This is a genomic window from Staphylococcus lugdunensis (genome assembly GCF_002901705.1).
GTDB lineage: Bacteria > Bacillota > Bacilli > Staphylococcales > Staphylococcaceae > Staphylococcus > Staphylococcus lugdunensis.
Map to the genome: position 1 here is coordinate 518,015 of NZ_PPPV01000012.1, position 22,945 is coordinate 540,959.

The window sequence follows — 22,945 nt, forward strand, 5'->3', positions numbered from 1 at the left end:
TATGCTTATACATTAAAAGTGTTGCGCTTTTTTAAATGTATTATTTTCTGAAAAGGCTTTATTATGTATAATGTAGTTAAAGACTAAGGTTTCGAGGTGGATTATATGATAGGACAAACTAATTTATTCGATGATGTATTGAAGAAAGATGAAAGATTTGTTATCGTAGTGCAATCCCTAGAGGATAGCAAAGGACGCTTAATCAAACGTACTTTAAGAGAATACCCTAGTTTAGATCATAATCAGATGAATAATTTATTCAATCATTTAAAAGAAGTATTTTTAGAAGAACCCTTTGAAGAGAATCAGTCTGCATTTACCATAACAGTTTATACAAACCTTGATTACGCTGCAGATCAGGTCTATGCACACATCAAACGTTACAGAGGGAAGAATGAATGGACGCATACTGCCAAATAATTTTAATAAATCACAAATGGAGCGGAACAAAATTCATAATGAATTTTGTTCCGCTCCATCAAGCTTGACTAGAATTGAAAAAAGCTTGGTATAAGCGTATTTTCAATCCAGTTAACTACTGTCAATATTTAACTCATAGCCTAATACATAATGATGTCCCAGACCATTTATTATTAATAAACATGATAATCTTATTGCTTTATATGTTTAGTAGTTGTTTTAACGCATGAGGAATACCATTAGCATTGTTATCTAATGTAACTTCATCTGAGATTGCTTTTAAATCATCAGTAGCATTTCCCATTGCTACAGCATAACCTACTACTTTAAACATTGACATGTCATTCGGACTATCGCCAAAACAGATAACTTGAGCTAGGTCAATATTTGATTTATCACAAAATGACGAAATAGCATGACCTTTCGACACATTTTTAGCCATAAATTCTAAAAAATATGGTTTGCTCGTAGTTACGTCAACATTATCATTAAACGACCCTGCTAAATGTTGTCGTGCTTTTGTAATATGTTCCTCATAATCAACTGCAAGCACTTTCGGAACATTTTGCTGTATATATTGCTTTAAATCATTAACACGTTTCATAGGTAATCCAGTTATTTCTGATTCAATATTCATATATTCATGGTCGTCATCATAAATAATGTATCCATCTTGATAAGTCATAGCAAAAAAGTTATTTTGACGACAATAATCCACTATAGCATCAAAATCCTCTTTGCGAACTGACTGCTCAGCAACGATAGATTCATCAGCAACGCTTATCGTTTGTCCACCATTATAACTCATGATATAGCTTTTATGCATGTCTAACTTCAATTCATACGCTGTCGGTAACATCCCTTCCGTTGGTCTCCCAGAAGCTAATATTACTTTAATTCCTTGATTTTGAATATCAATTAAATATTGTTTCGTAATTGGATCAACCTTATTGTCTCGTGTTAATAAAGTATCATCCATGTCCATCACAACCACTTGATATGTAGTCATAAAAGTTGTCTCTCCTTTCTCTATCTCAATTTTATTTTACAATAAAATTAATGTTGAAACACAATTTCTTCAAATACTCCTGTTTCATTGATATAGGAGAGCTCAGAAATACAATGTGGACATGCTCGGCGCAATTGTCTCACAATTTCACCGCTGTATTCCCTTCTGCTAAGTGTTAAAATCGTTGGGCCTGCACCACTAATAACCGTAGCATATGCATGATATGCTTGCGCAATTTCTTTAACTTTTGCAAATTCTGGAATCAGTTGCTGACGAAACGGTTCATGAAAGCCATCTTGCATCATCATTTTTCCAGCAAGCTCATAATTATGTTGTATTAATGCACAAATCATTGTATTGCTAATAGCGCTACTTTGAACGGCATTATTATGACCAAAAGACTGTGGAAGTGCACGTCTTGCATCTTCAGTTCTTAACTCATATGGTGGAATAGTCAAAATAATGTCAACTTTAGGTATGTTAATATGTGCCACATCAGTTTCTAAAGTCTCTGGATTATGATACCCCGCAAGTAATCCTCCATAAATAGTTGGCGCAACATTATCTGGATGACCTTCCATTTCGGTTGCTAGTTGTAAAAGTTCATATTTGGACAACTGTATATTCCCGAAATGATTAGCAATGTACAATGCACCTACTAAAGCAGAAGCAGATGAACCTAAACCTCGCGCTAAAGGAATATCACTTCTCATATCAATTCTTAATGCCGGCAACTTAACCTGATAACGTTCTGCGACCTCTTGCGCAACTTGATAAATATAATTATTTTTATTTTTAGGTAAGCTATCTAACTCTTTATTTAAATAATGAAACTGCCAATTTTCACCTGCAATTTTATATACATATAAATGTAAATATTTGTCAATCGCCATGCCAATTGAATCAAAACCCACACCGAGATTAGCAGTAGATGCAGGCACTTTTAAATGTAAATAGTCCTCCATTATTTAAGAACCCCTTTGATATATTCAATAATACTTCGTTTATCATTAGGTAAAGGTTGAATCGGATTATCTAGAAGTGATATAGCCGTATCAGGATCTTTAAGTCCATTACCCGTTAATACAGCTACAACTGTTTGATTCTTTGGCAACTGTCCAGCACGATGTAATTTAATTAATCCTGCAATTGATGCATTACTTGCTGGCTCACTAAATATGCCGTCTTTTGAAGTCATAATTTGATAAGCTTCTAAAATTTCTTCATCAGTTACACTATCAATTAATCCGTGAGATTCATTTAATGCAGCGGTTGCTTTAGTCCAACTCGCAGGATTTCCTATACGAATCGCAGTCGCTATTGTTTCTGGATTTTTAATGACTTTATTTTGAACAATAGGAGAAGCACCTTCTGCTTGAAAACCAAATAAACGTGGTAATGTTACACCATGCTTATCATGATATTCCTTAAATCCTTGCCAATATGCTGTAATATTACCAGCATTACCAACCGGTATAGCTAAAATATCTGGAGCTTTTGTTAATTGCTCAATAACTTCAAATGATGCCGTCTTTTGTCCTTCAATGCGGAATGGATTAACTGAATTAACTAATTCAATCTCACCATCTTTCGCAATTTCTTTAACAATTTCTAACGCTTCATCAAAGTTACCTTCAATTGACACTATTTCAGCACCATACATGACAGCTTGTGATAATTTTCCGAGTGCTATTTTACCTTCTGGAATAACTACAATTGCTTTTAAGCCTGCTCTAGCAGCGTATGCAGCTGCAGAAGCAGATGTATTTCCTGTCGAAGCACATATCACAATCTTTTTCCCTTGTTCTTTTGCTTTTGTCACAGCCATAACCATACCACGGTCTTTAAACGAGCCAGTAGGATTTGCTCCCTCATACTTTACGTATAGATTTATATTTAATTTTTGTGACAGATAGTCACAATGAATTAATGGTGTATTTCCTTCATTTAGTGTAAGTTGAGGCGTCTCTTCATTAACCGGTAAATAAGACCGATATTCTTCTACTAATCCTTGCCATCTTTTCATAATATTTAAACTCCTTCTACAGGATAAACTTTGATTATATCAATACCTGCTTGCTTTAATGATTGTTCTGGTGATACATCAACACCTGTAATAACTCCAGCATATGTAGTATCATTTCTTTTTATAATGTCAAAAGATTTATGAAAAGGCAGATTAGACTTGATTATTTCTTTTATTTTGTCTAATGTTTCACTACTATTAACCACAACAAAGTAACTATATTTTTCTTGTAGTGTAACTAAATGCTCATGATCCATTAACTCTTTAGTCTGATCTGTTTTAAGTTCAAAATGAGGAGGTAGCGTGTGTAAATTAGATTCAAAGAATAACGACACATTTAATAAATCACTTACTACGGCACTACCTGTCGCTAAACTACCTGCACCTTTGCCATAGAACATCGTGTCTCCTACAGCATCACCTATAACATAAATAGCATTGTATTCATTGTCTACAGAGGCTAATTGATGACTTTTATGTATCAATGTTGGTTCAACAGACGCATGTACTTTTCCATGTTCATAAATGCCTTTACCTATCAATTTAATCTTATAGCCTAACTTGTCAGCCACAAGAATATCATCAAGTGTTGTCTCACTAATACCTTTTATGTAAACATCATTTAATTTAATCACTTGATTAAATGATAAGTATGAAGTTATAACTACCTTTCTAGCTGCATCAATACCTTCTACATCATCTGTAGGATCTGCTTCAGCAAAGCCTAAACGCTGCGCTTCATTTAATGCATCTTCAAAAGATGTATGCTCTTGAAACATCTTAGTTAAAATAAAATTTGAGGTACCATTAAATATGCCCATGAATTTTGAAATATTATTGGCATTTAATCCATTATTTATTGCATTTACAATTGGAATACCACCTGCAACGCTTGCTTCAAATTTAAGCGCTACACCGTTAGCTTCTGCTAAATCTTCAAGTAAACGCAAATGAACTGCAAGCAAATCTTTATTTGCAGTAATCACATGTTTACCACTTTTAAGTGTTCTACTTATATAATCAACTGTTGGTTCAATGCCACCCATTACTTCAATAACAATATCAATTGAGTCATCATTTAATATCTCATGTACATCTTCAGTTAAATGATATTGTTGAAAGTTTATAGGACGCTTCTTTGCCTTATTGCGGACTAAAATATGTTTAATAATAATATCTTTATTAATTGTGTCTTTAATTTGCTGCCTATTTTCTTCGATTATTTTAACTACACCTGAGCCAACTGTACCAAGCCCTAATAACGCAATATTTAATTCTTTCATTACTTATCCCCCTTTTGTCTTTTTCTAAAATACATTTGTACTGTTGAAAAATACTATATAATAGTATATTATATAAATCAATTCTTATTATTTCAATGTTTAAAACTTCACTCCAAATATATAGCTATATATTATCACGTGCTATCAGAAAATTAAATAGAATTTTCTGATTTTTTAGAAAGGTTGGTTCCATTGGTTAAAGTAGCTAAATTTGGAGGTAGTTCCGTCGCTAATGCATCTCAAATAAAAAAAGTATTAAACATTGTTAATGCTGATGACGAAAGAAAAATTATCATTGTTTCCGCTCCTGGTAAACGTTATAAAAATGATATTAAAACGACAGATTTATTAATTCGACTATATGAAAAAGTAACAAGTGGTTTAGATTATCAAGATAAGAAGCGTCAAATTGTGCAACGATACGCTGACATTGTTAATGAACTTCAAATGTCGACCGAGATACTCAAATCAATAGATACGACATTAGAAAAATTAATTCATTCATTAAAAAATCGTCCACCGCGTCTCTATGATGCATTATTGTCATGTGGAGAAAATTTTAATGCACAGCTCATTGCAGATTATAATAATACGCAAGGGGTACCTACCACGTATTTATCTCCTGAGGATGCAGGAATTCTAGTCACTGATTTACCGCAACAAGCCCAAATATTGGAGCAAGCTTATGAGCGAATTGCACAATTACGTAACATTAAAGGAAAAATCATTATTCCTGGTTTCTTTGGTGTTTCTAAACATGGATATATTGTCACATTCCCACGAGGAGGCTCGGATATAACAGGTGCTATCATCGCACGTGGAGTTAATGCATCACTTTATGAAAACTTCACTGATGTTTCTGGAATTTTTAAAGCCAATCCTAATGTTATTAAACATCCAGAGCTTATTAAAGAAATCACATATCGAGAAATGCGTGAACTATCTTATGCAGGGTTTGGTGTCTTCCACGACGAAGCACTTCAGCCACTTTACAAACATCGCATACCTGTCGTGATTAAAAATACAAACCGTCCACAAGATAAAGGCACTTTTATCAAACATGACCGAGATATCAGTGCAAATAATGTCATTAGTGGGATAAGCTGTGATAAAGATTTTACAGTTATTAATATCAAAAAATATTTAATGAATCGTCAAATTGGATTTACTGTAAAAATATTACAAATATTAGAAGACTTTAATATTTCATTTGATCATATGCCATCTGGCATCGATAGTATCAGCATAATTATGCGTTCACATCAACTTAAAGGTAAAGAAGAAGACGTTCTAAACGCAATACGTAAGAAGTGTGAAGTTGATGAATTAAGTGTAGATCATGATTTAGCTATTTTAATGATTGTAGGAGAAGGAATGAATCAGACCGTAGGAACAGCAAATAAAATCACGCATGCATTAGCACAAGCTAACATCAATTTAAAAATGATTAATCAAGGTGCTTCTGAAATATCGATGATGTTTGGTATTTCAGTTAAAGATGCTGAAAAAGCCGTACATGCAACGTATGAATTTTGTTATCACGGAAAATGCATCGATAACGTTTAAACAAAGACAAAACAGGCTGGGACATAAATCTCAAAAAATAGCAGTCAGATGAATTGAATTCAACTCATCTGACTGCTTCTTTTTTATTGAATACTTCGTATTGTTGGCTCGCTTTCTTTGGGGACAGCTTCAGCTTGTCCTGTTCCCTCAAGAGTCTCGCCAAAATACGTCGCATTTATATGTAATTTTACATCAACATACTTTAAAAAAATAAGGCACTTTCGTAAATTTAATAAACTTCACTAAACTAAATTAACGAGGTGCCTTATGTATGAAGATGATAACATGACTCAACTTACACTACCAATGGAAACTTCAATACTTATTCCTACAAATGATATTTCCCGATATGTTATTTTGTTTGATTACTCATTAAGACATTTTTTAATTTTATCTTCGCCTACTACAGTCTGTAAAATAACAAATTGATAATAGCTTAATGCATCTAATACTTTTTTATAACTAGAAGATTGGTGATAATTTTGATTATCTAAAAAATCATACATTAGTACAATTTCTGGTTTAATATAATCCACATTCCATGTCAAAGAATGGAAATAAATATTATTTTGAGGCAATCTCACATGATTATCTAATCTAAAAATCCATTCACCATTCGCTACATCATATATAAATATATTTAATAATAAACTAGTGTTGTTCATTACAGTAATATGAACGACCTCTGTAATAACAAGTTGACTCGTATCTAAAACATGATTGTTTTTATTATAGTATGTTAATTTAATATCATTAGGCAAAGCTGTAATCACTTCTGTTAAATGCTTACGCTCTACACATAAATCAACTATAGAAGGAAGATCAAATTGATTATTCAAAAATAATTGCATGGCTACTTCTCCATGAAATTTAAAAGCTTGTGGACAGTTATCAAGTAAAATATTTACTAAGTCCTTAGCTTTGTAATCCTGTAATTTAGCCATTCGACCCCTCCTTAGGAAACGCTTTCATTACTCAATTATAACTTGCTCGTACTACATTTTCAATTTTTGAATTGTGAACTTTTGGTAAACTGCATGTTACTTCATATTTACCTATAATTATATATATAGTTACTTTGGCTTTAATTTGAACTTTAGATATTTAATAAGCTACACATTTTGTCTACGCATTGATTGAATTAATAAATTAAACTGTATATAATTTACAGTGTATTTGTATGATTAAAATATCTTTAATAATCAGGAGTATTTTAATGATATAACAATACAAAATAAACAGAGTAAGGTGATAAATAATGACCTTGTCAATAGTGCTTATTATTTTATTAGTGATACTCATTTTAGCTTCTATACTACATCATCGCTACATGCAAAGTAGAATTGATACAGAAGTATACGCTAAAAATCAACTCACTTCTAAGAACGCGATTCTCAGTAATGAAAATACTGAACTCAAAAATCAAATGTTAAGTTCTAATAACGATGTCAGCACACATGCTAAGAAAAATGCAAAACGTGAAGTCAAAGAAATACTTGAAAGTTTCAAAAAGAATGGCCAGCTAAAATACTACGAAATTATTCAGACAAGTAAATTAGCTACAAAACATCCATTCTTCGAGTATTTAAGAACATTTGACTTTATCGTTGTCTCAGATGTAGGTCTAATCAATATCGATGTCAAAAATTGGAAGCAAAAAACATTTTACCATTTTGACGCATCTGTAAAGGATGAATTAAATTTATCTAGCTTTAGTTCAATTGATCAAGTCATTGGACATTACATTGCCAAGCAGTATCACAGCCAATTTAATTCAACACGTCAAGAAATATATACGTTTATTGAAAAAATACAAAGTAATCGTGTTATTTTTGATTTTTATGACGTAGATCCTTATCAACAGGCAGCACTGAACTCTAAAACATTAAAAGACGGCATTGAAAACCACTTCAATCACAAAATTCAAAGTATTGGTGTTGTGTACTTTAATGATGGTAGTGTCAATATAATTGAAGGATCAGATGAAAGAGGAAAATATGTAGATACTGTTTCTACAAAATCTTCGTTAAAATCCGTCATTGGACATGCTATAGAGTTGTCAAAACATCCACTGACTAAAGAACAAGTCGAAACCATTGCAAAAAGTTTTGATTAATAATTAAAAAGCCGGAAATGCACCTCTCATAAAGTGATGTAATCACAATCACATAAGCAGATGGGCATTCCTGGCTTTTTCTAACTCCAAAGATTGATTTTTTTCTTTTGCGCCTCGTTTTGTGCTTTGATAAAGACGTCTCTATATTTTCCATTAGGTGCAAAGTATTTTTCTTTAGCTAACCCTTCTTTTACTAATAGCTCATTAAATAATGTATCTTTATCCAGCCAAACATATGCTAAAACACGTCCATAGCGATCATTTTTTTCTTTATCATATTCCAGATAAACATCTTTATTGGTTAAGTTCTTTTTACTAAAATGCGATGCTTCTTTACCGTATGGCTGTACAGGTGTATTAGGTTTCACTGTTTCAGGCGTATCAACGCCGATTAAACGAATTTTAAGCTGCTGGCCTTTGCTATTACGAGCTACAAAGGTATCACCATCAACTACACGTATAATATGAACTTTTTCCTTTCCTTTTAAATCAGTAGATGATTGCTGTTTAGATTGTGATAACAGAGATTGAAAAGGTCCTGTATGATTAATATATTGAAAACCTAAGACAATAAGTACTATGACCACAAAAATAACAATTGATTTTGACTTTTTGGATTTCATTAGTTGCTCCTCATTTTAAATTTACTCAATTATCATATCTAATTAACTTCATCAAGGTCAATATGAAATTACACTGTTATTCCATTCACTTCTATTTAAAGCATGATATAATATTATTGAAAGTTGGGAGTGAATATTATGAGCGAACAAAATGAGAGCCTCGTTACCATCATTGGAGCTGTCATTGCTATAATTGTAGGAGTTATTCTCCAAATCATTTTTAAATTACCTATCATCGTATCAATTGTAGTCGCTATACTACTAGGGATATTCGTAGGTTTTCTAGTTTATCTTATCCAAAACATCATAAATAAGCGTAATAATAAATAATTATCACGCAACAAATAGTTTTTCTTCTATAATGCCTTCAAAAGCTAATTTCAAGCTTTTGAAGGCATTTTTTTGATTTAAAATTGTAGATTAAAGTTTAATAATGTTATTTTTATTCAAAATGTGGTATATATAAGTAAAGATACTAAAAGACGAACTTTCTTACAAAAAATATTTTAAAAGTTAAGTTTTTAGACTGTGATTAAATTCAAATGGGACATGAGGTGTTTAAAATGGAAATTATGGATATTATTATTGAAACTGATGCTCTTGTATACTGCGTAAAAACACAAGAAGGCTACACATTTAAACATACGTTAGCTAGTGATACACCACCTGACAAAGTAGCACACGTTTTGAGACTTTTGGCTGAACATGTTGATAAAATGTCTAGCAACCAAAAAGTAGTTACAAAATAATTAAACCCAACCTTTTTCAAACGCTTTTTTCCAAGCTTCAAAGCGATTGTCCGCCTCCATCTTATCAATAATAGCTGATGTATAATTTCTCACTGTTCCGTCCGACAAATACAATTTATTTGCGATTTCTTTACTGCTGAGGCCCAGCCCAATTTCTCTTAAGACAATTTGTTCTTTGTGTGTGAGTGGATTCATATTAGAAATCATTGATGTCATGAGTGAAGCACTGTATTCCTTTTCCCCTGTTATTACTTTTTTTATCGTGCCAATCAAATCATCAACAGAACGTTCTTTAAGCACATATGCGTCTACATCATTCGCAACCGCTTTTTCAAAATAACCTGGTCTTTTAAATGTCGTTACGATAATAATCTTAGTTGAATCGTTTCCTTCTCTCACTTTAGCAAGGACTTCCAGCCCCGTCATCTCAGGCATCTCAATATCCAATATAGCTACTTGAGGACTGTGCTTTTGGATATATCTTAATGCAGAAGCGCCATCGCCAAATTGTTCTACCACTTTAATATCATCGCTCATATTAAGTAATTGAACCATCGCTTGCCTTAACATTGTTTGGTCTTCCGCTACAATAACTGAAATCATAGTTGCTCACCTCTTGGAATATGAACTTCAATGGTCGTTCCTTGTTGTTTACTAGAATGAATAACTAATGTTCCTTTTAAATATGCAACACGTTGTTCTATACTATTTAAACGAACAGTTTCTGGTTGTCGCATACCTTGACCATTATCCGATACACATAATATAATTTTCTCTTGTTTGTTTATTAAGTTTCCTTCTACTTTGGTCGCATGCGCATGCTTAATAATATTATTTATTGCTTCTCTTAATATCATTGCTAATGTAGATTGACGTACAGAGCTCATCGTCTTGGCAATATTAGCATTATAAAAATCAAAAGAAATATTCGCATCTTTTAATACATGTTCGACAGCATGAACCTCTTCATCAAACGTTTGTGTTTTTAAATCTTCGATAATTGCTCTAACTTTAGTCAATGTTTGACGTGATAAATCTGCCAGTGCTTCAATTTCTTCTTTTGCCTGTTCTGGTTGCTGGTCAATTAATTTTGTAGCTAGTTCTGCTTTCAATGTCATCCCTGCAAACACATGACCTAGTGTATCATGCAAATCTTGACCTATACGATTTCTTTCTTGTTCAGTAATCAACATATTAATATATTCATTTTTAGCATTTAATTGATCTTTTAAATGTCTTTCATGAACAGCTCGGATATTGCCTAGACACATCATTAAAATAACTAAATAATACACTAATAAAACAAACATATGACTTTGATCTATATAGTATTGCATCATTAGAGCTGCTGCTAGCGCCATGCAAAATAAGACAAAAAATTTAGATTTTATGCCTACTTTTAACATAAATGGCAAAGCAAACGCACTAAAAAAGAAAAATAACGTGTTCATAGGTGTATTACAAAATACGAAATATATTAAAATCGCATAATGTATAATAAACAATATAAAAAGCCAATTATTTCGCCACTTAGTGTAACCAAAAATAATCATCATATATGTGATAGTAAATACAATAACAATGCTTACATATTCAACTTTAGATCGTGTTATATCATCTGAAAACGTAGCCAATATTGGAAATATCAAATAAATGAGTGGCGTTATTTTTTCTGCTAAAAATATAGTTACTGAACGTTCTTTCATTTAAGACACATCTTTTCTATGATTTATCCACAATGCAATGATTAAGGCAAATATACTATATATAAATATAATACTAAATGATTGTACATTGATTCCGCTACCTTTACTTAAGTCATATGCAATCGCTTTTAAATGGTAGGTTGGCATCCACTTTGATACTTGCTGCATCCAATCGGGGAAAGTTGTTGTTGGGAACCAAAGTCCTCCTGCTATTGCAAGCAATATACATATCATATTAGCTATACTACTTGCTTTTTGCGTATCATCAAATTGGGCAATAACAAGACCAAAGGTTAAAAATAAACTTGCGCCAATCCAAAGTAATATACCTGATAACATCCACTCAGCAATACTCATCGTAACGTCTTTAGAGAAATGTGCAACGACAAAAATGATAACAATCGATAATAAAAATTGTATCATCGTTCGCACAACTTTTACACCGTAATAACGTGATATTGACATAGGTGTAACCATTAACCGTTTATACCATCCATTGGCACGTTCTTCTATCATATCTAAAGGAAACGACATCATACAAAAGTTCAATAAACTAAACACTACCATACTATACATATATTCTTTATTAAACACTTGTTGTTGAGCTTTAGGTAAATCTAAAATTGACGTAAAAATAAGATAAAAGAATAAAGGTAATAAAATCGAAAAAATTAGATACACTTTTTTTCTAAAAAGAACTTTTAATTCCGTTGTTAATAAAGTCATCGTCATAATGTTTCCACCTCTTTTGAATGATTATCTTTAAACATGATTTCAAGTAATGATGCTTTATGTATCTCAATCTCATTTAAATTTACTTGCTGTTGTTGCAAATCTTGTAGCGTTCGCGAAACATCTTTGGTACATATTTTAATGATGTGCTGTTGCTTTGTTTCTTGTATCTTTTCATTAATATGAAGCTGTTTTTGATATTTTTTAGGTATATAAATAAATGTCATCGCATCTTGTTGGCGAATTTGTGATAACGTGTCGTTCATTTGAATAACACCATTTTTTAATAAGACAATATGATCAGCCATCCGCTCTACTTCTTCAATGTAGTGTGACGTATATAAAATAGTTGTTCCTTGATCTTTGAGATGTTGAATCACCTGCCAAAAATATTCTCTAGTCTCTATATCCATTGCTGCTGTTGGTTCATCAAGAATGAGTAATTGCGGATGCCCTACCAATGCAAGGGCAAAATCTAGCAACCGTTGCTGTCCACCCGATAGTTTATTAGCCATTTGATTTAACTGAGCATCGTCAAATAATGTTAATGCTTTAAATGCCTTAAGTGACATTGCTTGTGGATATAATGCGTGATGTAAGTAAAATAACTCTTTCACTTTTATCATTTTGGGAAATTGCGTCTTTTGAAATAAAATAGCCATTTTTGATGGGTCTAATAATTCTGACTTATCTATAATTTGACCTTCATTAGGAGTTAAATTACCAATAATAATATCAATCAATGTTGATTTACCCGCTCCATTTTTACCGATAAAAGCCGTACATTTACCATTTTGAATTTTCAAATTAATGTCGTTTAACACTAATTTTTTCCCAAATTGTTTTTTTATACCTTTTACTTCAATCATCTAAATCACCTCTTGTTTGACTATTACAACAATAACAAGGAATGACGTTTGATATTAGATGCAAATGTCATCATGTTAGAATGACATTTGTCATAAAAAACACCTACTGAAAATATTTCAATAGGTGGTAATACTCCAATACTTTAACTACTTGTTATAAAATTGGTGATACGAGCTTTGCAATGTCTTCTTTTATTTTTATTTTTAATGAACGTTGGTTATATTTTTCTTTAGTTAACAATTTAGATTTTTTGATATCTTCTTGATAAGCTTTTTTTAATTGCTGTGCAATCGTTTTATCATATACAAAGGCATTGACTTCAAAATTAAGTTCAAAACTTCTGTAATCCATATTAGCTGTACCTACAGACACTACTTCATCATCAATCATACATAATTTTGAATGAATAAAGCCATTTTGATAGGTATGAATATGCACCCCACTATCTAATAGAGCGGCCGCATTAGAAAAAGTCGCCCAATAAACAAAAGGATGATCCGGTTTGCATGGTATCATAAGATGCACTTCTATCCCTGTACTCGCTGCTATTTTTAATGCATTAATATAAGCATTATCCGGTATAAAATAAGGCGTCTGTAAGTAAATCGATTTTTTAGCACTCATAATCATTTTAGTATAACCAAATTCAATTTGATGCCAATCTTCTGCCGGACTACTTGCCACAATTTGAAGTGGTGTATGACCATCTCCATAATCTTTTTTAGGAAAATACTTACTATCATATTCAAATTGAGTACGATGTGCTTGAGAGTTCCAATCTAAAATAAATCTTACTTGCAAGGCATCAACTGCATCACCTTGAATTCTAAAATGTGTATCTCTCCAATAACCTAATTTTCCCAATCCTAAATAATCATCTCCTATATTAAAACCACCAATATAGCCTTTTTGACCATCTATGACTATAATTTTACGATGATTACGATTATTCATTCTAAAATTAATTAATGGAAACTTCGATGCAAAGAATGCTTCAACTTCGCCTCCAAGTGCTTTAAATTGCTTAAATTTAGATAAGCCAACTTTTTTAGAACCAACATCATCATAAAGGAGTTTTACTTCTAAACCTTCTTTTAACTTCGTTTCTAAAGCATCAAGAATACGTTTACCTAAACCATCTAACTCAAACGTATAATATTCTAAATGAATGTAGTGTTTAGCATTGTATATATCTTCTATAACTTGATCAAACAACTCATGCCCATCCGTAAATACATCCACTTGATTATTTTCAGTTAAAAAGCCATCTTGGTTCATAAGCAACATGCGAACTAAATCATGATGTGTTGTTACTAGTTCATTGCTAGTACCATAATTATGTTTGTCAAAACTTTTTATCTGATCATCTATCAATTGCTTAAATGCATTAAGCTCCTTACCATTATGTTTTTCCATTTTACGCTTTGACACAGTTCGACCAAAAAATAAATATAAAACAAAGCCAATGAGTGGCAATACTAACAGCACAAAAAGCCATGCCCATGTTGACGTAGCACTTCGTCTATTACGTTCTAAAAAGATAATAATAAATGCTAAAATCAAGTTCAATATAAAGCCAATGATTAACAAAAATGTAAATATAATACCTAAATTTCCCGTTACCCCTAAGAACATAATTCATCTTTCCCTCTTTCAGCGTCATTTATATTCATTATTCATATTTATTTACTAATTTAAATAATAGCTTTTTTAGTTTTAAATATCAAACTACTGTATCTTTTAACATCAACTTTAAAACGCTTACAATTATTTAATTGCGAAATTTAATTTATTTCCAACGAAAAATGCGCTATAATTGTCATATTATATTTTCAGAAAGTTCTGTTAATTTAAGGGGGAATTTCATGATTTCATTTGAAAACGATTATTTAGAGGGTGCACATGAAAAAGTGTTACAACGACTTATAGAAACAAATATGGTGCAAGAAGCCGGTTATGGTGCCGACCAATTTTCTCAACAAGCAGCTGATAAAATTAGAGAAATTATTGACTGTCCACATGCGACTGTAAGATTTTTAGTTGGTGGCACACAAACCAATCAAGTCGTTATAAGTACAGTATTAGAACCGTACGAAGCTGTGATTTCAGCCAATACAGGACATGTTGCCGTTCATGAAGGAGGAGCCATTGAATTCAGCGGTCACAAAGTAATAGAGTTAGAATCAAACGAAGGAAAAATTACAGCAGAATCAGTGAAACAATATTTGGAAACATTTAATAGTGATTTCAAAAAAGAACATATGGCCTTTCCGGGAATGGTTTATATATCACATCCTACAGAATATGGTACGCTCTATTCAAAAAGTGAGTTACAAGCTTTGTCAGAAGTATGTCGTAAGCATCAAATACCATTATTTATGGATGGTGCTAGATTGGGTTATGGCGTAATGAGCGACGCAACTGACGTAGATATCACAGATATTGCAAAGTATTGTGATATTTTTTATATCGGTGGCACAAAAGTTGGTGCATTGTGCGGTGAAGCAATTGTCTTTACGCAATATAATGAACCAAAACACTTCACTACACGCATTAAACAACACGGTGCATTATTAGCTAAAGGACGATTAGTTGGTATTCAATTTTTAGAATTATTTACAAACAATTTATATTTTGACATCAGTCGTCATGCAATTCACATGGCCAATAAAATGAAAAAAGGGTTTATTGACAAAGGTTACAGAGTCTATTTCGACTCACCTACGAATCAACAATTTTTCATATTAAGCGAAGAGAAAATTCAACAATTACAACAAAAAGTAAAGTTCGCAGTTTGGGAAAAATACGATGAAAATCATCGCGTCGTAAGATTTGCTACAAGTTGGGCAACAACTGAAGAAAATGTCAATCAATTATTAGAATTAATATAATAGAAAATACTTATATTTTTAACTAAAGAAGATATAACAAATTAGCCGTCTAAAAATTTTTGAGTATGATAACAATGTTTTTGACAATATTTGTTATCTACTCTTTTTTTATAGTTTAAAACGTATTACCTTGGTGATTTGAAAGAGTATATAAACCTTTTCTAATCAAGTCTAAACATTCTGTAATAATTTAAGATGAATGATGATACTAATGAAAACTTTGAGAAATATATCAAGAATATATTTTAAAATGAGTTGCCCAATAGTTGACCATCCAATGAAAAAATAGCTTTCTTTTATAGGTTAGTTGTCCACTTTTATATAAAAAAGAAGCTAAGGCAAAGTGCCTTAACTCCTTGTTATCCCTAAGTCGGTCCCCTGTTTGCTTAGCGATTAATATTGTTTCATGTATTGGTCGCGCTCCCATTCAGAAACTTGGGTTCTGTAATAATCCCATTCAATTGATTTAGAATTAATAAATTGATTGTAAATATGGTTACCCAATGCTTTTTTAATCGTTGGATTTTCACGCATTGCTTTTAATGCTGTATAAAGTGTTGATGGAAGGTCATGAATGCCAACAGCTTCACGTTCTTCACGATTCATTTCGTAAATATTTTGGTTCACTGGTTTTGGTACTTCTGTTTTATTTTTAATACCGTCTAACCCTGCTTGCAAAATAGCTGCAAGCGCCATATAAGGATTTGCCGCTGGATCTACTGAACGCACTTCAATACGTGTTGATAACCCTCTTGATGAAGGTACACGAACCAATGGAGAACGGTTTTTACCACTCCATGCGATATAACATGGTGCTTCATAACCTGGTACTAAGCGTTTGTATGAGTTTACAATCGGATTACATACAGCTGTGAAGCCACGTGCATTATTTAAAATACCAGCTGTGAAATGATATGCGTCATCTGTTAATTGCATTTCACCATTTGGATCATAGAAGGCATTTTCTTTACCTTTGAATAATGACACATTGAAGTGCATACCGCTACCGTTTACACCGAACAATGGTTTTGGCATAAATGTTGCGTGTAAATTATGTTTACGTGCAATCGTTTTTACAACTAACTTAAATGTTTGAATATTATCACATGCTGAAATCGCATCTGCATATTTAAAATCAATTTCATGTTGACCAGGTGCTACTTCATGGTGACTTGCTTCGATATCAAAGCCCATGTCTTCAAGTTCTAAAACGATATCACGGCGGCAGTTTTCACCTAAGTCAGTTGGTGCTAAATCGAAGTATCCACCATCGTCATTTAACTCAAGTGTTGGTTCACCTTTTTCATCTAATTTGAATAAGAAGAATTCTGGTTCAGGTCCAAGGTTAAAGTCTGTATAACCCATGTCTTCCATTTCTTTCAAGACACGTCTTAAGTTCGCACGTGGATCCCCTTCAAAAGGTTCACCATCCGTTTTATATACGTCACAAATTAATCGTGCTACTTTACCTTGTCCTGCTGTCCATGGGAAAATAACCCATGTATCTAAATCTGGATGTAAATACATATCTGATTCTTCAATACGAACAAATCCTTCAATTGAAGAACCATCAAACATCATTTCATTATCTAACACTTTTTCTAATTGGCTTACTGGAACTTCTACATTTTTTATTGTTCCTAAAATATCTGTGAATTGTAAGCGTAAGTATCTTACATTTTCTTCTTTTGCAAATTTACGAATGTCATCTTTTGTGAATGTACGTTTTGGCATATTTGAATCCTCCACTACTTTATTTAATAAATCTGGATAAATCTCCACGATTTATTGGCAATGCTTCACCTATGGGTTTTTGCGTTGCATCTACAATCATTCTTTTTCTAGTCTCTTGTTCATCAGTTGTTAAATGCCCTTGATCATCTAAAATAATTTGTTTGATTGCTTTGATGTTAAAACCCTTTTCTAAAAGCGCTTTAATCTCTAAAAGTCGTTCCAAATCATTCATTGAAAATAATCGTTTATTTCCTGCTGTTCGTTCGGGCGTTATCAGTTCATGTGTTTCGTAATAACGGATTTGTCTTGCTGATAATTCCGTTAATTTACTTACAACACTCATAGAGAATACGGCCATATTACGCCTTAATTTATCATTAGACACTAATAACCTCACCTCTACTTTTGAACTTGTTAACAATTTAGCATACTTTTTTTTATAATACAAAAATATGTCAGGTTTTCTAACATAGAATGGTTAATACTTCATTAATCTTAATCATACGAAGTCATGTGGTTTATAAAATAGACTGACACTGCTCTTTCAGGAGTCTCGCCATAAATAATACGTATTAACATGTCGTCTTATATTGAAATGCTTAAAAAAACAAGACACTTTCGTATCATTTAATAAACTTTACTAAACTAAATGAACGAGGTGCCTTTTGTATAAAATCCTGATATAAATTAATCTACGCTACCCAATATTGTAAGAACCATATCCAAAGAAAAAGTTTTGGTGTTCCAATTTGAATCCACTACATTTATATTCTAAAATGTTTCTTATTATACTAATTGTTGCTCTTGTAATTGTTTTACTGCATAAATAATCGCTAGCTTAACGTGCTCATAAGTTAAACCGCCTTGGACATAAACTTCATATGGTGGACGAATTGGACCATCTGCAGATAATTCGATAGATGCACCTTGGATAAAAGTGCCTGCAGCCATAATGACATCATCTTCATAACCAGGCATGTAACTTGGCTCTGGACTAAAATGTGCATTTATAGGTGACGCATGTTGAATACTTTGACAGAAAGAAATCATTTGTTCTTTTGTTTCAAATTGTACTGTTTGGATTAAATCAGTGCGTGGTACATCATATTTGGGCGTTGTGTGCATGTGCATTTTCTCTAATAAAAGACTCGTAAATAAAGCGCCTTTCAAACTTTGGCTCACTACGTGTGGTGCTAAGAAGAAGCCTTGATACATTTCATGAAGTGCATAGACCGAAGCCCCTGCTTCACGCCCAATTCCAGGTGCCGTTAGTCGATAACCACAACGTTCAATTAAATCTTCACGACCTGCGATGTAACCACCAATTTTAGCTAAACCACCACCAGGATTTTTAATCAGTGATCCTGCCATTAAATCTGCACCACATTCAATTGGTTCTCGTGTTTCAACAAATTCGCCATAGCAATTATCTACAAAAATAATAACATGCGGATATTGTGCTTTAATTTTTTGAATAGCACATTCAATTTTATCAATATTAAGAGATGGTCGTTGATCATATCCTTTAGAGCGTTGTATAGCAACTACTTTTGTTTTATCAGTAATCGTGCTCAAAACTTGTGAAGTGTCTATATCACCATCTTTTAATGGAATATCACGATATTTAACGCCATGCTCTTTTAAACTTTCGATACCATTACCATTGACGCCTATAACTTCTAATAAAGTATCATATGGACTTCCAGTAATATAAAGTAGTTCATCTCCATGCTTTAACATACTTTGAAGCGCTATTGTAATCGCATGTGTACCTGAAATAATTTGCGGACGCACCAAAGCTGATTGTGCTCGAAATGTATGTGCATAAATCTCTTCTAAATGCTGCCTTCCAATATCATCATATCCATAACCAGTAGTTCCTAGTAAATCACTTTCTGTTGCTTTTACATGATGAAATGCTGCTAGTACTTTTTCCTGATTCAAAAGTGCAATGTCTTCAATCTGTTGAAAAAATGGTGCTAAGATATCTTCTACTTCTGCAATTGTGTGTGTTAAATCTGACATGTATAATCTTCCTTTTTGTTATTTTCTATATCCCGTAACCTCATAACAATTGTTTTGAGGATTAAAGTTCATTTCTTCTATTAGTGTATGCTGTTTCAAAAAGTATATGCGTTGTGCATTGGAACTTGCCACTGTTTCTGAATAATAAGTTAAACTTTCTTTTATTTGTTTAATTAACAACGCTTTGACCTTTGTAATATCTGAATGATGCTGTGTCGATACAAATTCAAATAATGATGATGACATTGGTAAAGCCATTGTAGAAGGACATAAATCTCTTTTGTTAAACAGTACAACTTGTGGAATTTGGTCCATATCTAATTCTTGAATTAACTGATTGACTGTTTCGTATTGTGAGCGAAATTCAGGGTGGCTCGCATCAACTATATGTAATAATATATCAGCATTTTTGGCTTCTTCTAAAGTGGATTTAAATGTAGCTACTAAAGTTGTTGGTAGTTTTTGAATAAATCCTACTGTGTCCGTAATTATCACATTAAATCCTTCATTTAGCTGGATTTGTCTAGTTTTAGGGTCTAGCGTAGCAAACAATAGATTTTGCTCATAAGTACTTTCACCAGACAATACATTAAACCATGACGATTTACCTGCATTAGTATAGCCAACTAATGCTATTTGAAATACTTGATTTTGCTCGCGTTTATTTCGATATCTTTCTCGATGTTCAACTATTGTCTGTAATTGATGTTTAATTTCATTTATTCGTGTTCGAATATGTCGTCGATCCATTTCTAACTTGGTTTCACCAGGACCTCTCGTACCTATTCCTCCACCTAAACGTGACAAACTCTTTCCATGTCCTTGTAGTCTAGGTAGTAAATAATCTAACTGTGCTAATTCAACTTGTAACTTCCCTTCTTTGCTTTTAGCACGTAATGCAAAAATTTCTAGTATAAGTTGTGTGCGGTCAATAATCTTAACATCTAACGCATCATTTAAACTTTTGGACTGTGCTGTCGTTAATTCATCATTTGCTACAACGACATCTATATCATGTAAATCAATAAATGCTTTAATTTCATCGATTTTACCTTTACCAACATAATATTTATGATCAACTTGTTGTCGATTTTGTGTTATTTGACTAACCACTTCAAGCTGGCATGTCTGTGATAAGGCCTGTAATTCTTGCATAGTTGAATCATAATCAAATTGATTATCTACTTGGGCATTTACACCGACTAGAACTGCAGTTTCTCGTTTCTGTTGTGTGCTATATGCTGCTTGTTGCACCATAGTATGCATCTCCTTAATCTTGCTACTCAAATCATTCTAACACAGTGCTTTATTTAAGACTATCTGCATAAATTATGTTAAATTAAAGATAAATTGAAAGGGTGAATAGAATGGAAAATATTTATGATATTGTCGTTCAAACTTCAGATGGTAAAGACTATAAATTAGAAAAATATAAAGGGGACGTCATGCTCATCGTGAATACTGCAAGTGAGTGTGGTTTTACACCTCAATTTGAAGGACTTCAAGAGATTTATGATAAATACAAAGAACAAGGTCTTGTCGTATTAGGTTTTCCATGTAATCAATTCGGTGGTCAAGAACCTGGTTCTGGTGCTGAAGCTAATCAAAATTGTAAAATTAATTATGGTGTCACATTCCCTATTCACGAAAAAATTGATGTAAAGGGAGAGCATCAACATCCATTATTTAGATTTTTAACTGACGCGCAACATGGTATGTTTAATGAGAAAATTAAATGGAATTTTACGAAGTTTTTAGTTGATCGTCAAGGTCATGTGGTTAAACGTTTTTCTCCTCAAAAGAAACCTGCACAATTACATGAAGCAATTGAAGCTCTTTTATAACACAAAAAGGCATCCAGTTCGTTTTTAGCGAGCTGGATGCTTTTTACAAACAACTAACGATATTATTTTAATGTGTTATCGCCTATGTTTGTAAACATGTGTAGTAACCGAATACTTCGCTTACTTAGATATGATGATTAAAAGCTTGTAAGCTTATAACCTATTCTTCGCTGTTTGTTTCAACAGTGTCTGAGCCTTCTGTATCTACAGCAAAAGTACTGATCGCATGTTTGTAAATCAAATGTTGTTTACCTTGAGATACGATGTTGACAACATATTTGTCAAAGTCTTCAATAACACCTTTCATTTGGAAACCATTTAAGAAGAAGACAGTGACTTCTGTTTGATTCACTTTAAAATTTTCTAGTGTTTGGTCTTGGATGTTGTGATTTGCAATCATTTTACAGAACTCCTTTTATTTATTTGGGTTGTAATCTCATCTAACATCATTTGAAGCGACATGTTCTCTTTATCTAACCATCGCACTTTCATCTTATTCTTGAACCAAGTCAGTTGTCTTTTGGCATATTGTCTCGAATGCTGTTTCAATTTATCAACTGCATAAGACAATGTTTCTTCACCTTTGACCACAGGAATTAGCTCTTTATAGCCAATTGCTTGCATGCTCTGTTCATGCTCATATCCTGATTCAAGCAGTGCTTCCACTTCCCTAAATAATCCGTTGGTCAACATAATATCAACTCGTTTATTTATTTTAAAATATAATGTTTCACGCGACATTTCAATCCCTACTAATAATGTATCATAATTTTCTGTAAATTGTTGAACTTTCTTGCGTGAACTTAAAAGTTTTTCTGTTTTTAAATAATATTCTATTGCCCTAAGCACTCTTTTTCGATTATTAGGGTGTATTTCTAAAGCAGATTTTGAATCAAATGTATTTAAATATTGATGTAAATGATCATTATCTAATTCTTCTAATTCATTCATTTTTTTTGCGACTTCACGTTTCTTTTCAGCTGTAATTTCTTCCTTTTCAAATGGATAATTATAAATCAGTGATTGAATATACAAACCTGTACCGCCTGCAATAATAGGAATTTTCCCTCTCGCAGTGATATCTGCGATGCATTGTTCTGCACGTTTTTTAAATTCGTATGCCGAAAAGGCTTCATCTGGATTTAAAATATTGATAAGATGATGCGGTACACCTTCCATTTCTTCTTGTGTTACTTTTGCTGTACCTATATCCATTTGTCTGTACACTTGCATTGAATCGCCACTAATCACTTCACCATTTATTTTCTTAGCTAGGGCGACACTCAATTCAGTTTTCCCTGATGCCGTTGGACCAACGACAACAACGATAAACGGCTTTTTGCTCATCATA

24 protein-coding genes are annotated in these 22,945 nt (G+C 32.5%); 7 read left to right on the plus strand and 17 right to left on the minus strand.

The genetic code is table 11. From position 1 onward, the window contains the following. Positions 1 to 105: 105 nt before the first annotated feature. Positions 106 to 420 carry a hypothetical protein gene (locus tag CD041_RS03245; RefSeq protein WP_002459215.1) on the plus strand — a complete coding sequence of 105 codons (315 nt, stop codon included), beginning with the start codon at positions 106 to 108 and terminating at the stop codon, positions 418 to 420. A gap of 199 nt (positions 421 to 619) precedes the next feature. Here the strand turns inward: CD041_RS03245 and CD041_RS03250 are convergent, their stop codons facing one another. Genes CD041_RS03250 through CD041_RS03265 form a run of 4 tightly spaced genes read right to left on the minus strand, consistent with a single transcriptional unit; the run spans position 620 to position 4,738 of the window. Further along, positions 620 to 1,429 (minus strand): Cof-type HAD-IIB family hydrolase, encoded by an 810-nt coding sequence (locus CD041_RS03250; protein WP_037544555.1) that lies wholly within the window; start codon positions 1,427 to 1,429, stop codon positions 620 to 622. A 47-nt stretch (positions 1,430 to 1,476) separates the two neighbouring features. Continuing rightward, positions 1,477 to 2,394 carry a homoserine kinase gene (thrB, locus tag CD041_RS03255; RefSeq protein WP_002478247.1) on the minus strand — a complete coding sequence of 306 codons (918 nt, stop codon included), beginning with the start codon at positions 2,392 to 2,394 and terminating at the stop codon, positions 1,477 to 1,479. Continuing rightward, positions 2,394 to 3,455, minus strand: a complete 1,062-nt coding sequence (gene thrC, locus CD041_RS03260; RefSeq protein WP_070648594.1) for a threonine synthase — start codon at positions 3,453 to 3,455, stop codon at positions 2,394 to 2,396. The genes thrB and thrC overlap by 1 nt, the downstream gene beginning before the upstream one ends. Before the next feature lie 5 nt (positions 3,456 to 3,460). Beyond that, a complete protein-coding gene (locus CD041_RS03265) occupies positions 3,461 to 4,738 on the minus strand; it encodes a homoserine dehydrogenase (protein ID WP_070815411.1) in 1,278 nt (425 codons plus the stop codon). Positions 4,739 to 4,930: 192 nt separating this feature from the next. Here CD041_RS03265 and CD041_RS03270 point away from each other — a divergent pair, with 192 nt between their 5' ends. Beyond that, positions 4,931 to 6,304 carry an aspartate kinase gene (locus CD041_RS03270; protein ID WP_002478248.1) on the plus strand — a complete coding sequence of 458 codons (1,374 nt, stop codon included), beginning with the start codon at positions 4,931 to 4,933 and terminating at the stop codon, positions 6,302 to 6,304. A gap of 365 nt (positions 6,305 to 6,669) precedes the next feature. Here the strand turns inward: CD041_RS03270 and CD041_RS03275 are convergent, their stop codons facing one another. Continuing rightward, entirely contained in the window at positions 6,670 to 7,248 is a 579-nt protein-coding gene (locus CD041_RS03275; RefSeq protein WP_002459221.1) for a hypothetical protein, read from the minus strand. 314 nt (positions 7,249 to 7,562) lie between these two features. Here CD041_RS03275 and CD041_RS03280 point away from each other — a divergent pair, with 314 nt between their 5' ends. Next, a complete protein-coding gene (locus CD041_RS03280) occupies positions 7,563 to 8,420 on the plus strand; it encodes an NERD domain-containing protein (protein WP_002478250.1) in 858 nt (285 codons plus the stop codon). 80 nt (positions 8,421 to 8,500) lie between these two features. Here CD041_RS03280 and nucI read toward each other — a convergent pair whose 3' ends face one another. Then, the gene (gene nucI / locus CD041_RS03285; protein WP_002459223.1) at positions 8,501 to 9,043 is read right to left on the minus strand and encodes a thermonuclease NucI; all 543 of its coding nucleotides are present in this window, start codon (positions 9,041 to 9,043) and stop codon (positions 8,501 to 8,503) included. Positions 9,044 to 9,181: 138 nt separating this feature from the next. On the opposite strand from nucI, the gene CD041_RS03290 reads away from it, so the two are divergent. Both CD041_RS03290 and CD041_RS03295 read left to right on the plus strand, forming a co-directional pair. Beyond that, positions 9,182 to 9,373, plus strand: a complete 192-nt coding sequence (locus tag CD041_RS03290; RefSeq protein ID WP_070648596.1) for a hypothetical protein — start codon at positions 9,182 to 9,184, stop codon at positions 9,371 to 9,373. A gap of 233 nt (positions 9,374 to 9,606) precedes the next feature. Then, on the plus strand, positions 9,607 to 9,792 hold the full coding sequence (locus tag CD041_RS03295) for a hypothetical protein (RefSeq protein WP_002478251.1): 186 nt from the start codon (positions 9,607 to 9,609) through the stop codon (positions 9,790 to 9,792). On the opposite strand, the gene CD041_RS03300 is transcribed toward CD041_RS03295, so the two are convergent. From CD041_RS03300 to cls, 5 genes are all read right to left on the minus strand, one after another. Beyond that, complete coding sequence (locus CD041_RS03300; protein WP_002459226.1) at positions 9,793 to 10,395, minus strand: response regulator transcription factor; 603 nt, start codon at positions 10,393 to 10,395, stop codon at positions 9,793 to 9,795. It abuts the gene before it with no gap. Next, positions 10,392 to 11,498, minus strand: coding sequence for a sensor histidine kinase (locus tag CD041_RS03305; RefSeq protein ID WP_080606582.1), 1,107 nt, complete (start codon positions 11,496 to 11,498; stop codon positions 10,392 to 10,394). Before CD041_RS03305 ends, CD041_RS03300 begins: the two co-directional genes overlap by 4 nt. Then, on the minus strand, positions 11,499 to 12,230 hold the full coding sequence (locus tag CD041_RS03310) for an ABC transporter permease (protein ID WP_002459228.1): 732 nt from the start codon (positions 12,228 to 12,230) through the stop codon (positions 11,499 to 11,501). It abuts the gene before it with no gap. Further along, entirely contained in the window at positions 12,227 to 13,099 is an 873-nt protein-coding gene (locus CD041_RS03315; protein ID WP_002459229.1) for an ABC transporter ATP-binding protein, read from the minus strand. The genes CD041_RS03310 and CD041_RS03315 overlap by 4 nt, the downstream gene beginning before the upstream one ends. A 154-nt stretch (positions 13,100 to 13,253) precedes the next feature. Beyond that, positions 13,254 to 14,735, minus strand: a complete 1,482-nt coding sequence (cls, locus tag CD041_RS03320) for a cardiolipin synthase (protein WP_080606583.1) — start codon at positions 14,733 to 14,735, stop codon at positions 13,254 to 13,256. 230 nt (positions 14,736 to 14,965) lie between these two features. Here cls and CD041_RS03325 point away from each other — a divergent pair, with 230 nt between their 5' ends. Beyond that, on the plus strand, positions 14,966 to 15,991 hold the full coding sequence (locus CD041_RS03325; RefSeq protein ID WP_002459231.1) for a threonine aldolase family protein: 1,026 nt from the start codon (positions 14,966 to 14,968) through the stop codon (positions 15,989 to 15,991). A gap of 393 nt (positions 15,992 to 16,384) precedes the next feature. Here CD041_RS03325 and glnA read toward each other — a convergent pair whose 3' ends face one another. From glnA to hflX, 4 genes are all read right to left on the minus strand, one after another. After that, complete coding sequence (gene glnA, locus CD041_RS03330) at positions 16,385 to 17,725, minus strand: type I glutamate--ammonia ligase (protein ID WP_037544561.1); 1,341 nt, start codon at positions 17,723 to 17,725, stop codon at positions 16,385 to 16,387. A 19-nt stretch (positions 17,726 to 17,744) separates the two neighbouring features. Next, positions 17,745 to 18,083, minus strand: coding sequence for a MerR family transcriptional regulator (locus CD041_RS03335; protein WP_012990857.1), 339 nt, complete (start codon positions 18,081 to 18,083; stop codon positions 17,745 to 17,747). Between the two features lie 428 nt (positions 18,084 to 18,511). Beyond that, entirely contained in the window at positions 18,512 to 19,750 is a 1,239-nt protein-coding gene (locus tag CD041_RS03340; protein WP_002478257.1) for a methionine gamma-lyase family protein, read from the minus strand. A gap of 18 nt (positions 19,751 to 19,768) precedes the next feature. Beyond that, positions 19,769 to 21,007 (minus strand): GTPase HflX, encoded by a 1,239-nt coding sequence (gene hflX / locus CD041_RS03345; RefSeq protein ID WP_080606584.1) that lies wholly within the window; start codon positions 21,005 to 21,007, stop codon positions 19,769 to 19,771. 110 nt (positions 21,008 to 21,117) lie between these two features. Between hflX and CD041_RS03350 the strand changes: the two genes are divergently transcribed. Beyond that, positions 21,118 to 21,594, plus strand: coding sequence for a glutathione peroxidase (locus CD041_RS03350; protein ID WP_002459237.1), 477 nt, complete (start codon positions 21,118 to 21,120; stop codon positions 21,592 to 21,594). 160 nt (positions 21,595 to 21,754) lie between these two features. Here the strand turns inward: CD041_RS03350 and hfq are convergent, their stop codons facing one another. Continuing rightward, the gene (gene hfq, locus CD041_RS03355) at positions 21,755 to 21,994 is read right to left on the minus strand and encodes an RNA chaperone Hfq (RefSeq protein WP_002459238.1); all 240 of its coding nucleotides are present in this window, start codon (positions 21,992 to 21,994) and stop codon (positions 21,755 to 21,757) included. Next, positions 21,991 to 22,944: a tRNA (adenosine(37)-N6)-dimethylallyltransferase MiaA gene (gene miaA / locus CD041_RS03360; RefSeq protein ID WP_002459239.1), complete on the minus strand. Its 954-nt coding sequence runs from the start codon at positions 22,942 to 22,944 to the stop codon at positions 21,991 to 21,993. Before miaA ends, hfq begins: the two co-directional genes overlap by 4 nt. Between the last annotated feature and the right edge of the window lies 1 nt (position 22,945).